This window comes from Ktedonobacter sp. SOSP1-52 (assembly GCF_016587395.1).
Map to the genome: position 1 here is coordinate 2239417 of NZ_BNJH01000002.1, position 14718 is coordinate 2254134.

Below are 14718 nucleotides of genomic sequence, written 5' to 3' on the forward strand. Positions count from 1 at the left end.
GCGATGGTAGCATGTTAGAGACACAAGTTGTAAAAGAATACGCCTACGAGTTGGGCTTTGACACCGTGCGCATCACCACGGCAGAAGCCTTTACCGAGGCCAAAGGGATTATTAGAGAGCGCATCAGCCGGGGCTTGATGGATGGATTGCCCTGGTATACCAGCGAGCGCGCAGATGTCTCGTGCCACCCGAATGCGCTTCTTCCCGAGGCCCAATCGATTATCTCCCTGGGCATGACCTACCTGACAGAGCAGCCAGGAAACGAAGAGGGAGAGGGACCACGTGGGCGTATCGCGCGCTACGCCTGGGGCGATGACTATCACGACATCATTAAGCCAAAGCTACAGCGGTTTGCCGAGTGGCTGAGGGAGTATACGCGCAGCGAGTTGGGGGGCGAGGCCGAAGCTCGGCTCTTCGTCGACACGGGTCGCATGGTAGATCGCGCTGTGGCCCAACGCGCGGGACTGGGCTGGTATGGAAAAAACACCAATATTCTGACGCATGGCTGGGGATCATGGCTCTTTCTGGCCGAGATCGTAACGAATGTTCCTCTCGAGCCCGATGAACCACTCAAAGCCAATTGTGGACACTGTGAAATATGCCTGCATGCCTGCCCGACAGGCGCGCTCACCAACCCCTATGAGCTTGATAATCGGCTCTGTATCTCTTTCTTGACCATCGAGTTGCGCGGTAGCATTCCTCTTGAACTCCGCCCATTGATAGGAAACTATATCTTCGGCTGCGACATCTGTCAGGAGGTCTGTCCAGTCAACAAGGTCGCGGAACGTCGCCTGGGTCTACGCGATCAGCAAGGGCAACCTCAATTTGTGGCCCTGGAGGCCGTCAATCGCCGCAGCACAGAGCGCCAGGCAACCTTCCAGCCTCACCAGGAATTCCGTAAACGACCAGCCGTGGGCAGTGAACCGGAGCTTATACCACTCCTAGCCCTAAGTGAAGAGGAGTTCCGTGAGCGCTTCCGGCGTAGTCCCATCAAGCGTACCAAGCGTCGGGGGTTGCTGCGCAATGTCTGTGTCGCCCTGGGCAATAGTGGCAATCAAGGGGCTGTGCCCGCCCTTATCGGCGCATTGCACGACCAGGAGGCGTTGGTCCGTGGGCACGCGGCATGGGCTCTGGGCAGGCTCCAGGGACAGGAGGCATACCAGGCGCTACAGGCAGCCTTAATGAGTGAAGAGGATACCGAAGTTCAGCAAGAGATTCACTGCGCGCTTGCCATGTTTGGTGAAGGGAAATGAATAACTAACCAAAAACAAAAAGACCGAGGTCACACGTTTTATCGCATAACGACGGCTATTTGTCTGTACACATCACACTAAAGAATTCATAGTTACCTCAATTTTGCTGAGCCACGCTGGCCTGCTCCTGCTCCCCATGCCGCGATGTCCTCTCACTCGTGCTCAGATCCGATCTCAGACCGCTCTCACTCACACCACAAGGACTCACCACATTCGCGAAGAAACAGAATGGGAAACAAGCCGTACGATCATTAGTACTGCTCCGCTCCACCTGTTACCAGGCGTCCACGCGCAGCCTATCCACCAGGTCTTCTTCCTGGGATCTTGACTCTTCTAGAGAGTGGGAAAAGTTATCTTCGGGTCGGCTTCGCGCTTAGATGCTTTCAGCGCTTATCCCTTCTTGACGTAGCTACCCAGCTCTGGAGGAGGCCCCCCAACTGGCGCACTAGCGGTCAAGCCATCTCGGTCCTCTCGTACTGAAGATGACTCCCCTCACTTTTCCGACGCCCACGACGGATAGAGACCGAACTGTCTCGCGACGTTCTGAACCCAGCTCGCGTGCCGCTTTCATGGGCGAACAGCCCAACCCTTGGGACCTACTCCAGCCCCAGGATGCGACGAGCCGACATCGAGGTGCCAAACCTTGCCGTCGATGTGAACTCTTGGGCAAGATAAGCCTGTTATCCCCGGGGTAGCTTTTATCCGTTGAGCCACACTCCTTCCACACGGGAATGTGGGATCACTAAGCCCGACTTTCGTCCCTGCTCGGCGTGTCAGCCTCACAGTCAAGCTCCCTTGTGCCTTTACACTCTACAGAGGGTGATGTCCATCCACCCTGAGGGAACCTTTGGGCGCCTCCGTTACTCTTTGGGAGGCGACCGCCCCAGTCAAACTACCCATCTGGCCCTGTTCACGTCCCGGATCACGGTGACGTGTGAGACACAAACCATGGTGAGAGTGGTATTTCACTGCTGCCTCCTGCAAGCCCACAAGCCTGCTCTCTCCGGCTCCCACCTATGCTACGCACACCATACTTCGTTTCCAGGCCAAACTGTAGTAAAGCTCCACGGGGTCTTTTTGTCCTGTCGTGGGTAACCCGTATCTTCACGGGTACTTCAATTTCGCCGAGTCCTCTGTCGAGACAGCGCTCAAGTCGTTACTCCTTTCGTGCGGGTCGGAACTTACCCGACAAGGAATTTCGCTACCTTAGGACCGTTATAGTTACGGCCGCCGTTCACCGGGGCTTAGATTCGTGGCTACGCACACCACTCCTCGTAACCTTCCGGCACTGGGCAGGAGTCAGCCCCTATACTTCCGCTTTCGCGTTCGCAGAGACCTGTGTTTTTGGTAAACAGTCGCTTGAGCCGATTTCTTGCAACCTTCTCACCACCGCTCCGAAGAGCGACAGCTACGCAGGCACCCCTTCTTCCAAAGGTACGGGGTTAATTTGCCGAGTTCCTTAACAGAGGGTCGCTCGATCACCTGGGGAGATTTCCCCCTGCCTACCAGTGTCGGTTTGCGGTACGGGCGGAACAATTTCTGGCGAGAGGCTTTTCTTGACGGCCTGGGGACCAATGACTTCCGCACCCTCGCGGGCGCTCGGCCTCCGTGTTACGCATCTGTGTCCGGGATTTTCCTCGGTCACGCGCTTCAACAGAGGCACCGATCCTGTCCATTCGATCGGCTCACCTTCCCTACCGCGTCCCCCCATTGCTCATAACGAAACGTTCCGGTGCAGGATTCTCTGACCTGCTTTCCATCGCCTACGGCATGACGCCCTCGGCTTAGGGCCCGACTCACCCTGGGACGATTGACGTTGCCCAGGAACCCTCAGGCATTCGGTGTGTCTGGTTCTCGCAGACATTGCGCTACTCATTCCGGCATTCTCACTTCTCTTACCTCCACCAGTCCTTGCGGTCTGGCTTCTCAGGCGTCGAGAACGCTCCCCTACCAATATAGGTAGTCCTATATTCCACGGCTTCGGTACGATGCTTAAGCCTCGATACGTTGTCGGTGCCATTGCACTCGACCAGTGAGCTATTACGCACTCTTTAAATGGTGGCTGCTTCTAAGCCAACATCCTGGCTGTTTGGGCGCATTGACCCCCTTTGACACTGAGCATCGATTTGGAGACCTTAGCCGATGGTCTGGGCTGTTTCCCTTTTGACGACGAAGCTTAGCCCCCGCCGTCTCACTCACCTGGATCCTGTCCTGGCATTCGGAGTTTAAGTAGGGTTGGTAACCCGCACAGGGCCCCTAGCCTATCTAGTGCTCTACCTCCAGGATAGTCGTGTCAGGTGGCTGTACCTCAATACATTTCGGGGAGAACCAGCTATCTCCGTGTTCGATTAGCATTTCACCCCTACCCACAAGTCATCCCCCAGTTTTGCAACACTGGTGGGTTCGAGCCTCGACGGACTGTTACATCCGCTTCACTCTGCTCATGGGTAGCTCACACGGTTTCGGGTCGCATCGCCGCTACATACACGCCTGTTTGAGACTCGGTTGCCCTCTGGCTCCCCAGCTTTAGCGCTGGTTAACCTGCAACGTGCGATGCACTCGCCGGATCATTCTACAAAAGGCACGCCATCAGCCCTTAGTCTCTCATGAGACAGTGGCCTCTGACTGCTTGTGAGTACGTGGTTTCAGGGACTCTTTCATCCCCCTCTCGGGGTACTTTTCACCTTTCCCTCACGGTACTTGTTCGCTATCGGTCGCTGAAGTTCTTTAGCCTTGGAGGGTGGTCCCCCCAGCTTCCCACAAGATTGCACGTGTCTCGTGGTACTCAGGATACTTCTCACAGCCATTCTCTCGTCCTCTACGGGACTCTCACCCCCTCTGGTGGCACGTTCCAATGCCTTCGAGTAAGAAAATGTCTGCTGATAGAAGTCCTACAACCCCGCCTATTCACAAGGAATAGATGGTTTGGGCTCGTCCCGGTTCGCTCGCCACTACTACGGGAATCTCGGTTGATTTCTCTTCCGCAGGCTACTGAGATGTTTCAGTTCACCCACGATCCTCCATATCGCCTATGTGTTCAGCGATAGGTCTCCAGACATGACTCTGGAGGGGTTGCCCCATTCGGATTCTCAGGGCTCATCGCTTGGATGCAGCTCCCCCTGAATGTTTCGCCGGTCTCCGCGTCCTTCATCGGTCTTCAGCGCCAAGGCATCCACCTCGTACTCTGTTTCGCTTGTTCTGCCTTGTCTGCTTCTTGCTTGTTAGTTACCCTTGTTGTATGGGATCTCGGTCTTCTTTCTTCACTGTCACGAGCTCGATATGACTCACGTCACGGTTGAACACTTGCGTGCCAACGTGCTCGCTCAGCAAAATTGAAGTAACTATGTATTCTTTAGTTGTTAAGTGTACAATCTTGTTTTCACCTCGCTTCGCGCGGTGCCTGCATAATATGCCACATCCACGGAAACTTGTCAACACTTTTTCGCGGCAATTTTTTGCAAGCTGGAAAAATTGCCCCTTCCGAGGGATCTAGAGGCAGATCTCCATCCTCAGCCCTAACTTATGCTAAGGTACTTCAGCAAACTATCCAGCATCAGCAGGCTCTACAAGGGGAAGGACAATAAAGATAGAAATAAATGCATTTATCGTTGTCTTTTTACATAAACCCATAAAACGGTGAACTTGACGTGCCATGTACGTAATGATAAAATATTCGGAGTGTGGTATCGAGTAGGAATACTGTCAAATCACCAAGCGAAAAGCAACGGTGCTTTGCGGTTCGACAAAGCAGTCTACAGACTTTCACGAAACAGTCTCCGACTATTTAGGGAGGTTTCAATGCCGGCCACAATCAGTTATGCGAACATTTTGCATGCTGTCGGTCAGGTTCTGGATCAGATCGGCGCGAAGAGCATCGCAATCCATGAAGAAGAGGATGGCCTTGTTGTAGAAGGATTTAATAGCGACGGCCAGCTTCTAGTACAAATGCATTATGATATCGCGAGTTTGTATGAACTACTAAAAGCGCAAGCAGGACAGCCAGCTGCGGCAAACACCCCAGCTGATGATGGTGTGCTCCATCGCTTCCTGGCGCAGTATGATCGAGAATTGGTAGGGTCCGTTCTATAACGCTACTCATTAGGTATGGCATTTGCATCAAGGAACCGGGGCGTTCTCGGTTCCTCTCTCATTTTAAGCAGGGAAACGGGTGGAAAGTGTATTATCCTCTTTCAGAGGCAGGTTTATCCTGGCACAACCAGCGTTTTCCGTAACTGCGCATACAATCAATAACGGAAACAAGATCCTGCCCTTTCTCAGTTAGAGAGTATTCCACACGAGGGGGAACTTCGGCATAGGTTTGTCGTATGACAATCCCCTCCTCTTCTAACGAGCGCAGCCGTTCAGAAAGCGTTTTGGGGCTAATGCCACAAAGGGATCGCTCCAGTTGATGAAAACGCTTCAGGCCAGAGGCCAGATCGCGTATGATCAGCAAGGTCCATTTACCGCTAATAATCGCAGCGGTACGGGCCACCGGGCAAACGGCATCATCAAGGTGGGTTTTTGTTAGCTCCATGACTTTATACTCTTTGTAAACAGTCCTTTCTTAACTTAAGAAATATACCATAGGATGGTACGCTAAGTAAAGCGTAGGCCTCTCGACTTTACTAATAAAGTATGATATGCTCATAGTATTAGGGTTACTGTAAGGTTATCCGAGCACCTGAACAATCATAAATCTTGGCCTGCGCGGTTTCTCCCAACGAGAGGAGAAGGTTGTGCCCGAAGATATTGCTTTATTCATTGACTTTGAGAACATACGTTACAGTATGCTAAATATTCAACGACGAGAACCCGATCCACAAGAGTTGATCGCGGTGGCTCGTCGCTATGGAACAGTAATGGTTGCTCGCGCTTATGCGGATTGGTCACGTCAACCCGAGCCCTTCAAAGGTAGCTTGACGGCTGCAATGATTGATCGTGTTGATTGCCCAGCCAAACAACGTGACCGCATACGCATGGGGACAATCCACTATGCCTCCAATACTCCAACCGGCCCCCTTGGTGCGCAGAGCTATGTCGCAGAACAGAATACAGGCTCTTTCCCGCGCCCATGGCCTAGTGGAATGTCAGCCAGTTCAGGTTCGCTTCCAGCCATTCAGCCACAACAAGGGCTAAACCAGGGATGGTCAGACGAGACAGACGATGCGCTTTCTCCAGCCAGAGATGAGATGGAGGAGGAGAATTTCGACGAAGAACGCATCCCCGATGATGATTATTCAACGGATTATCAGAATCGCGAGGCGTTCCGCTCCTCATCCTATCAACAACGCCCATATGATCAGACACCTCAACCAACTGGGACGTCTCTGGCCCCAAGCAACACAGGTCCCTTAGGATATTCCACTATTCATACCGGAAACACCGGTCATATGCCCGCCGTGAACTCCGGAAACAGCACGATTGTGCAAAGTACTGTGGTACAAAGCACCGTCGATCTGAACATGCTGATGGATATTATTGAGACCGTCTTTGATCGACCTACCATTTCAACCTTTGTTTTAATGACAGGCGATAAAGATTTCACGCGTATCAGTGCTCGTCTAAAGCTACGTTTGAACAAAAATGTTATTGTTGTCGGTATTCCAGGAACCGTCAGCCGAGATCTAATAAGCAGCGCAAACCAGTTTGTTCCCCTGGTGCCAGGGGGGCTCACATCCAATGGCGTGTCAGGTAATACTGGCTCGTTACCCATTCCCAGTGCTCCATATTCAAGCGGTAATACAGGATCTATGCCCGCCGTAAACTATCCTGGAAACGCCCAGTATCCTCAGGCACCCTATGGCGCTCCCACTATGGATGTGCTTGATCCTTTGTTCATCCAGTTCCTCGATTATATCGACCGCAACTGGTCATGGCGTACAATTATTGGCGTCTCTAACTTCATTGGTGATCCAGTCAACCCAAAGAATCGTTTCCGTGGCCGCTTAACACGCGAGTCAGCACGCGAACTGCTCAATACATGTATTCAGCAAAATATTCTTCTGGTACAGACTGATCCCACTGGAGCCGAGGACCTGCGCCTGAATCGCTCACATCCAGGTGTAGACGAAGTTTTAAAACAGTTCGTTCGCTAACTACTGACAGAACAAACATTTTTACACATCTCTAAGCGACCCTGGAGGTTTGACTTCCCTGGCTCTGGCAGAAAAGAGTACCTCAGAGCTACAGAAGCCAACTCAGGGTCGCTCGTTCTTGTTTATTTCTTTTCAAGACACAACTTTGGAGGTTTTATGGACGAGTCACGTGTTGCATTTCTCCGCCGCCTGGTCGCTAGCCCCAGCCCTTCCGGCTTTGAGCGCCCAGCTCAGCAGGTCGTACGCGAGGAGATACAGCAGTATACCGATGAAGTACATACAGATGTACATGGCAATGTGATCGCGGCCCTCAATGCCTCGGCTGAGCCACGCGTCATGCTAGAAGCCCACTGCGACGAACTCGGCTTCCTCATCCGCCACATCGATGAGCAAGGCTATCTCTATTTCGCCCCCATTGGCGGGTTTGACGCCTCTACCCTACCAGGGAACCGCGTCAACATCCACACGCCCAAGGGTATAGTCTCTGGTGTTGTTGGTCGCAAACCCGTTCACAGCCTCTCGGCTGAGGAGCGCGAGAAGGCTCCTAAGCTCTGGGACCTCTGGATCGATATCGGTGCTTCCAGTAAGGAAGAGGCGCTTGAACGCGTGAAAGTTGGCGCTGTTGGCACACGTGCCGCGGAACTGGAGACGTTGCATAAGGACATCATCATCTCGCGGGCGCTCGACGATAAGTCCGGCGTCTTCGCAGTGGTAGAGGCGATGCGTCGTATCCATGCCAAACGCGAGCAGTTGAAGGCAGGCGTATTCTTTGTCTCGGCTGTACAGGAAGAGATCGGCCTGCGCGGCGCGCGTACCAGTGCCTATAGCGTCAACCCACAGATCGCCATCGCGGTCGATGTGGCCCCAACCTCAGATATTCCCGGCGCTCCAAAAAATCGTATGGGCGATCTGAAGATGAATGCTGGTCCCATCCTGACTATTGGCGCACATATTAATCTTCCCGTCTATGAGCGCCTTGTCAAAGCCGCAGAAGAGGCAGGCATCAGCTACCAGGTTGAGGCCTCGGCCGCCGGTACCGGCACAGATACGGATGCGATCCAGGTCGCACGCGGCCCCATCGCGACAGGTCTGCTCAGCATCCCTTGCCGTTACCTGCACACCGGCTCAGAGATGGTTTCGCTCAAAGATGTTGACGACGTCGCAGAGCTTATCGCGCGCTTCGTCCTGGCCCTCGATGCAGATACCAATCTGATCCCTTAATCTACTTGTGACCTGGTCTCGGTCAGACAAAAAGCACGACTTCTCTCATTTGAAAGAGAGGAGGCGTGCTTTTTGTCTTTCACTACGATCTTATTCCGAAACCCAACGTCACTTGCGTGACTAGCGCTTCGCCCCATTCGGGGATAAACGCTCAGGGTTTTCGGATAGGTAGTACATGCATAGGCCATTGACGCTTACTGTTGCATAGGCGGCATGGGCTCGGGATAGTCAGCAAGCGGCTGCTCATACTGCTCAGCAGTAGGGCGCTGGTACTGGTCTGCGGCTGCATCCTGAACGGAATCTGCGCTGGCTGCCTGTGGTTGCTGCGCTTGATACCCCTGGCGATATGGCTGATAATAAGAGGTCGCCTGGTCCGGATTCTGATAGGGCTGATAATATGGATTCTGGTAATCCTGTGGATTTGGCGGCACTTGATTCTGCATAGGTGGATGGTAAGAGTTACGACCTGCATTCGCGTTTTGAGTGACGACCGTAGCGATGAGGGCCACAACCACCATGACCAGCAACGTTAAGAAGAAAACATTAAAAGAGTGCATCGATACTAAAAAGATAAAAGGAATGACAAAAGGAAAGAAGAAGCGCCTACGCATACGGGGAGGTCGCCTGTAATTGTTGTTATACCACATACTCTATTCTCCAGTGGAACAAGCAGCAAAGGCGACAGCCACTACCTGATCGTCTAGCTACTCTTCTTCTATACGTTTCTCCTAAGATCTTATTCCGAAACCCAACCCCATTCGGGGACCACCTAAAGGTGGCACCCCCATTCGGGGGCACAGCGGCCGCGCGCTCAGGGTTTTCGGATCAGAAGTATACTACTCTCTTCTACGAAGAACGCACTCTCAGGGTTATGCTCAAGCAGAGGGGATATTACGAACTGCTATATTTTCCCTGTCCAGGTAAAGCATAGCAAGAGAAGGACACCCTGTCAAGGCAAATTTTGCCTACTTTCCTTGACAAAACCAGGGAGGTCACTTAGAGTAAACGTGTGTGCATATATAGAAGAGTTTATTTTATCGCATCAGCGATCAAGGCACATCGCTAGAAATAGAGCAATAATTCAATGAAAATCAAAGCACATGGAAAATACCTGGTACAGCTGACCAAGCTGGGTATCTTTAACTGCTATTTTGTTCTCGAAGAGGATGGCCTCACTCTCATCGACACCATGAATGCTGGCTCGGGGCTGCAGATCATTGGCGCGGCACGCCAGTTGGGTAGGGATATTACGCGTATCCTACTCACGCACGCCCATGGAGATCACGTCGGTTCGCTTGATGAGCTTCATGCGGCTCTTCCCCGGGCAAAGGTTATGCTGCTTGAGCGTGAGGCACGTTTGCTGGCTGGCAACAAAGAACTGGAGCCACGTGAAGCCCAGGTCCCTCTCAAGGGAGGCTATCCAATCGTCACGACAAAGCCTACGCAGCTTCTGCACGAGGGCGAGCATGTTGGCTCGCTGCGTGTGCTCGCGACCCCAGGTCATACACCAGGGCACGCCTCGTTTCTCGACGAACGCGATCAGACATTAATCGTAGGCGATGCCTTTCAAACCCTGGGTGGAATAGCGGTCGCGGGAACCATGCGCCTGCTCTTCCCCTACCCGCTCTAGCAACCTGGCATAAGCTCTCGGCGCTGGAGAGCGCACGCAAGCTGCGCTTCCAGGAACCCTCACGCCTGGCAACTGGTCACGGACCAGTCCTGGAGAAACCACTGCGTGCGATGGATGGCGCGATTGTGAGCCTGGCGCAAGAAGTCGAGAAAGAGGCGCTTCGCACCTCAATGAGTAAGGCCTAGCCTGCAAAACCTAAACTTTTCTCAAGCCCATACGTAAAGACTGGTAGCCAGGACTCTATAGTATTCAAAAGTATGCATCATCCTATGCTCGACGCGAAAGGAAAAGCGCAGAATGCCTCAACAGATGTATCCACAAGATGATGAATATCGCGGCTACCAGGCTAACGCCTATACAGATCAGCCAGCCAGCGAGCCGCAAAGCAGCCAGACTTATCAACCGCCCAGCTACGATATGAGCGCACAAAAGATTGGACAGGTCAACTTTAGCAACAGAGGTATCTCCCCGGGACAACGCCTGGCCCTGGGCATTGTCTCGGTCGTCATGTTTGTGCCTATCAGTGCCATTTTTCTGAGCATCGGAGATGCCACCAACGCTATCTCCATCATAGCCAGGCTGATCGGTTTTGGTATCGTCTCATTCGCCATCATCATTATCAATGTGGCTATTAACTGGCATCGATCCTGATCAGCCATATGATGGAGCAAATAAAAAAAGAGAGCTAAGAGCGAAAACTGCTCTTAGCTCTCTTTTTTTATTGATGTGTCCTAGATTTGCCACACCTTGGCGTTGCTAAAGTTGGCCTCAGTAATTAAGGCATCGTTGTCAACCGCAACTCCCACCTGGCCATGAGAGTAGGTGCTATCCGTAGCCTGCCCAATCTTCTGACCATCGGCGAAGAACTTAAATGAGTTCCCCTGTGCCGTTACCCCCAGGCGAATGGGCTTACTTATGCTAAAGTTATCCACGTCGCCGGTAATAATTTTTTTCGTATGGGATGACGTACTATAGCTATAGAAGCCAAATGAGCCATCATAGAAGACCAGGAAAAGGTAGTAGTTCTGCTGATCTTCGTCCCCACGGAAAACGAGTCCGCCTGCATTACCAATGAAGTTCTGCATCGTTGCTTCAAAGGAAAAGTCAGTATAGTCAGTGCTCTTAGCAGAACAAGTCACAAATGTACTGGACTTCGTTTCTGAAGCATGATACATATTATTGCTGAACGAGCAATATTTATCAGACATCCAACCATGCGCAGGATTGTTACCGCTCAACGAATCATTGAGTATCAGCTTGCTACTAAAAGGGAAGTGCGACGCCATATAGGTCGCAGTCGCCTGGACATTCGCTGTGGCTTTGGCAGCTTGCGCATCGGCCGTGGCCGTGGCATGCGCATTGCTCTGAGATGTATTGTACGCCGATGCGCTAAAGATACCAATACCAGCCAGCACAACAACGACCGCCAGTATGATCAGGGCGATTTTCCCGCCCGATGATTTCTTTTGTGGTGGTGGTACAAAGCCTTGTTGTGGATAGCCTTGATTCACGGGAGGGTAACCAGGATAGCTCGGTCCTGGCTGCACCGGAGGCGCCTGGTATCCCTGGGCTGACGGCGAAACATAGGTAGGATCATTATAGCCCGCACCACTTATCCCAGGCTGCGAAGGATACGCGGGCGAACTGTTCGGATTTGGGACAGGGGGATAGGATGGCGTCGAAGGCGCGTATGGATTGTAGGGCTGTTGCGATTGATAGGGATCAGACGGTCCCGGAGGTGGCGGTGGCGGCGCACCATAATTTGTAGGGCCATACGGTGTATTGGGAGGTGGCGTTCCACCCGGGTTGTTACCTGGTGCGTTGGGATCGTAAGCCATAAACCGGATTCTCCTTTTGAAAGTTGAACGACAAGCGATGAAAATAGCTTGATAAAAACAGAAATATGAAAAAAGGTCACAATACAATCTTGCGAATAGATCTATTCAATCAATTACCTATTATAAAACAAAAGTCCAGTCACCATGGGATTTCTCTTCCAATAGTAAGGTATAACCGCACGCTATGCTATAAACTAGCTCACAAAAAACCCTCTTCATATGTGGTAAACGTTGGAGAACTTCATTTCTAGAGACTCAGGCGACCTCCTCGATCTACTCGATATACTCGATATACTCGATATACTCGATCTATATAAAGGGAATATCTGCATAAATACCAAAGTGGGCGAGGCTACTTACTAGAGACGTAGGAGCGGCAGGTTATGCTCTTTACATAGAAGGTAGAGCCTATTATAATCGTAAACGTACTTACATATGGGCGCACGTAAAGATAGCAATAACCAATTCACCAGATAACGCCGCCAGATCGCATGCAGTGGGAAGTGGATGGGTGTAGATAACGCGAGCAGAGGAGGGAGAGGGCTCCCGCAAAACATGCAGAAGAGGAAAGACGTATTTTATTATGGCTGAAGGCAACTCTCGTGTAGGCCAGCGTATAGGCGATTACCGGCTCACACGGTTAATGGGCGAGGGAGGCTTCGCCCAGGTCTACCGTGGAGAACATATACAGACCCAGGAACTCGTCGCAATTAAACTGCTTCACACACTACCTGGACAACTTGATGAAGCTCAAATTCGTAAATTCTATAAAGAAAGCCGTATTGTTACCAGCCTGCGCCATCCACATATCGTCAAGGTCCAACGTTTCGGCGTAGATGAAAGAACACCCTATCTCATTATGGAGTTTCTGCCCTATGGTACGTTACGCAGACGCCATCCAGAGGGCAGTATCCTTAAACCAACCCTGATTTACTCCTATCTGGAAAAGATTGCCGATGCCCTCGACTATGCCCATAGCCAGGGTATTGTCCATCGCGACGTCAAACCAGAGAATATCTTACTCAATCGCCGAGGTGAGCTGATCCTCAGTGATTTTGGCATTGCCTTTATCAGCCACCATAACGCCGAGATCAGCCAGTTGAGTATGCCCGGATTGGCAGGTACCTATTTCTATATGGCACCTGAACAATGGATGGAGAAACCAACCTACGCCAGTGACCAGTACTCACTCGCGCTCACCGTCTATGAATGGCTATGTGGCGAGCGCCCCTACCGTGGAAACCCTGGTTCGCTCCTCCTCCAGCACCTTAATGTCATTCCCCCCTCTCCAAGGGCACGCAATCCTATGATTAGCACGGCCGTGGAAGAGGTCATTATGAAGGGACTCGCGAAAGATCCCAACCAACGCTACGCGACGGTGCAGGAGTTCGCGCGCGCCTTTGGAGAGGCCGCCGGTCTGAATATAACGACGCCCGCAAGCGTCCATCATACCTCTCTTATCAATCGCCAACACCAGGAAGAGGTCGCGTCCCATGAGACCCAGAGACTGAGTCTGCCACAGTCCAAACAGCCTCTCTCTGACCTGGCACGCTCAACCAAAGACTTTGAGCACATCAAAAAGCGTGTGGCACAGAACACAAAAGCCCAGTTAGCCAATCTCACCCGGCGCAATGTGCTGCTCGGCCTGGCGGGCGCCGCCTTTGTCGCGAGCGCGGGCAGTATTTTCTTCTTTAGCCAGCAAACCACGCCTCCCCCAGCCCAATCGAAGACGCCTACCAATACTCCTGGATACGTTTTGCGCACATTCGCGCTGGACGCGACTGCGCTGGACCTAAGCTGGTCCCCCAAAGGGACCTATCTCGCCTCCGGCTGCGCCAATGGCACAGTCAATGTCTGGGAGGCACAGACGGGCAAGCGCATCACAAGCTACCACCAACATACACGGAGAGTAAACGCGGTCGTCTGGTCGCCTGATGAACGCTTCCTGGCCTCCGCCAGCGACGACAGTACCATTCATGTCTGGAATCCCTTGAATGGTAAACTTACACAGAAGTATACCGGGCATAGTGAAGCCGTCAGCGCGCTCTCGTGGTCGCCCGATGGGCAGACACTGGCCTCGGGCAGTGCAGATACCACCATCCAGCTCTGGGAACCAATCAGTGGCAACCTCCTCGAACGTTATGAGGGACATACGCATGGTATCTCCACCCTGGCATGGTCGCCTCAAGGCGCACAAATTGCCTCCTCTGCTCTGTATGAGAACAGCGTTGTCATCTGGGAAGTGGCAAGCAAGCAGACAGTCATCAACTACCAGCATAGCGACTCAGTGCTTGCCCTGAGCTGGTCCCCTCATGGAAATTACCTGGCGTCCGGCGGCAAAGATAGCCAGGTACATGTCTGGAGCATTGCCAGCGGTGAAAAAGCCAGAGTCTATACTGGACATAGAGGCAATGTCTATGCCATAGCCTGGTCATCGACGGAGACCGCCATCGCCTCGGGAGGCGATGATCGCACGATCCAGATCTGGCCGCCCTTCGAGGGCGATAGGCTCTATACCAATATTTTGCAGACAACCACATATGGCCTGGCCTGGTCGCCCACAAGCGGAACCACAATCGCGTCCGGTGGCGATGATAAACAGGTGAAGATCTGGCGCGCCATAGAGTAAACGCAACGAATTACGAGGGCAAGCCGTTTAGCATAGAGAGAATATAGTAGAG

Annotated in this window: 10 protein-coding genes and 1 rRNA gene; 7 read left to right on the plus strand and 4 right to left on the minus strand. The window is 52.4% G+C overall.

Going from position 1 to position 14718, the window contains the following annotated elements:
• The first annotated feature begins 11 nt into the window (after nucleotides 1-11).
• On the plus strand, nucleotides 12-1253 hold the full coding sequence (gene queG, locus JMJ16_RS25035; protein ID WP_201385917.1) for a tRNA epoxyqueuosine(34) reductase QueG: 1242 nt from the start codon (nucleotides 12-14) through the stop codon (nucleotides 1251-1253).
• A 231-nt stretch (nucleotides 1254-1484) separates the two neighbouring features.
• Here the strand turns inward: queG and JMJ16_RS25040 are convergent.
• Nucleotides 1485-4452 (minus strand): 23S ribosomal RNA (locus tag JMJ16_RS25040).
• Nucleotides 4453-5051: 599 nt separating this feature from the next.
• On the opposite strand from JMJ16_RS25040, the gene JMJ16_RS25045 reads away from it, so the two are divergent.
• Nucleotides 5052-5342 carry a hypothetical protein gene (locus tag JMJ16_RS25045; protein ID WP_201382732.1) on the plus strand — a complete coding sequence of 97 codons (291 nt, stop codon included), beginning with the start codon at nucleotides 5052-5054 and terminating at the stop codon, nucleotides 5340-5342.
• Between the two features lie 91 nt (nucleotides 5343-5433).
• Here JMJ16_RS25045 and JMJ16_RS25050 read toward each other — a convergent pair whose 3' ends face one another.
• On the minus strand, nucleotides 5434-5787 hold the full coding sequence (locus JMJ16_RS25050; protein WP_201385918.1) for a helix-turn-helix domain-containing protein: 354 nt from the start codon (nucleotides 5785-5787) through the stop codon (nucleotides 5434-5436).
• Between the two features lie 202 nt (nucleotides 5788-5989).
• Between JMJ16_RS25050 and JMJ16_RS25055 the strand changes: the two genes are divergently transcribed.
• A complete protein-coding gene (locus JMJ16_RS25055; RefSeq protein WP_201385922.1) occupies nucleotides 5990-7348 on the plus strand; it encodes an NYN domain-containing protein in 1359 nt (452 codons plus the stop codon).
• Between the two features lie 156 nt (nucleotides 7349-7504).
• Entirely contained in the window at nucleotides 7505-8569 is a 1065-nt protein-coding gene (locus JMJ16_RS25060) for a M42 family metallopeptidase (RefSeq protein ID WP_201385924.1), read from the plus strand.
• 194 nt (nucleotides 8570-8763) lie between these two features.
• On the opposite strand, the gene JMJ16_RS25065 is transcribed toward JMJ16_RS25060, so the two are convergent.
• Nucleotides 8764-9216: a hypothetical protein gene (locus JMJ16_RS25065; RefSeq protein ID WP_201385926.1), complete on the minus strand. Its 453-nt coding sequence runs from the start codon at nucleotides 9214-9216 to the stop codon at nucleotides 8764-8766.
• Nucleotides 9217-9653: 437 nt separating this feature from the next.
• Here JMJ16_RS25065 and JMJ16_RS25070 point away from each other — a divergent pair, with 437 nt between their 5' ends.
• Both JMJ16_RS25070 and JMJ16_RS25075 read left to right on the plus strand, forming a co-directional pair.
• A complete protein-coding gene (locus tag JMJ16_RS25070; RefSeq protein ID WP_236601678.1) occupies nucleotides 9654-10199 on the plus strand; it encodes an MBL fold metallo-hydrolase in 546 nt (181 codons plus the stop codon).
• A 297-nt stretch (nucleotides 10200-10496) separates the two neighbouring features.
• A complete protein-coding gene (locus tag JMJ16_RS25075; protein WP_201385928.1) occupies nucleotides 10497-10850 on the plus strand; it encodes a hypothetical protein in 354 nt (117 codons plus the stop codon).
• Nucleotides 10851-10930: 80 nt separating this feature from the next.
• Here the strand turns inward: JMJ16_RS25075 and JMJ16_RS25080 are convergent, their stop codons facing one another.
• Nucleotides 10931-12037 carry a hypothetical protein gene (locus JMJ16_RS25080; RefSeq protein WP_201385930.1) on the minus strand — a complete coding sequence of 369 codons (1107 nt, stop codon included), beginning with the start codon at nucleotides 12035-12037 and terminating at the stop codon, nucleotides 10931-10933.
• 583 nt (nucleotides 12038-12620) lie between these two features.
• On the opposite strand from JMJ16_RS25080, the gene JMJ16_RS25085 reads away from it, so the two are divergent.
• Nucleotides 12621-14666, plus strand: a complete 2046-nt coding sequence (locus JMJ16_RS25085; protein WP_201385932.1) for a WD40 repeat domain-containing serine/threonine protein kinase — start codon at nucleotides 12621-12623, stop codon at nucleotides 14664-14666.
• Nucleotides 14667-14718: the final 52 nt, after the last annotated feature.

Coding starts and splice junctions, on each gene's coding strand:
- JMJ16_RS25065 (WP_201385926.1), bottom strand. CDS start 9,216: ATGTGGTATAACAACAATTACAGGCGACCTCCCCGTATGCGTAGGCGC.
- JMJ16_RS25060 (WP_201385924.1), top strand. CDS start 7,505: ATGGACGAGTCACGTGTTGCATTTCTCCGCCGCCTGGTCGCTAGCCCC.
- JMJ16_RS25070 (WP_236601678.1), top strand. CDS start 9,654: ATGAAAATCAAAGCACATGGAAAATACCTGGTACAGCTGACCAAGCTG.
- JMJ16_RS25050 (WP_201385918.1), bottom strand. CDS start 5,787: ATGGAGCTAACAAAAACCCACCTTGATGATGCCGTTTGCCCGGTGGCC.
- JMJ16_RS25075 (WP_201385928.1), top strand. CDS start 10,497: ATGCCTCAACAGATGTATCCACAAGATGATGAATATCGCGGCTACCAG.
- JMJ16_RS25045 (WP_201382732.1), top strand. CDS start 5,052: ATGCCGGCCACAATCAGTTATGCGAACATTTTGCATGCTGTCGGTCAG.
- queG (WP_201385917.1), top strand. CDS start 12: ATGTTAGAGACACAAGTTGTAAAAGAATACGCCTACGAGTTGGGCTTT.
- JMJ16_RS25085 (WP_201385932.1), top strand. CDS start 12,621: ATGGCTGAAGGCAACTCTCGTGTAGGCCAGCGTATAGGCGATTACCGG.
- JMJ16_RS25080 (WP_201385930.1), bottom strand. CDS start 12,037: ATGGCTTACGATCCCAACGCACCAGGTAACAACCCGGGTGGAACGCCA.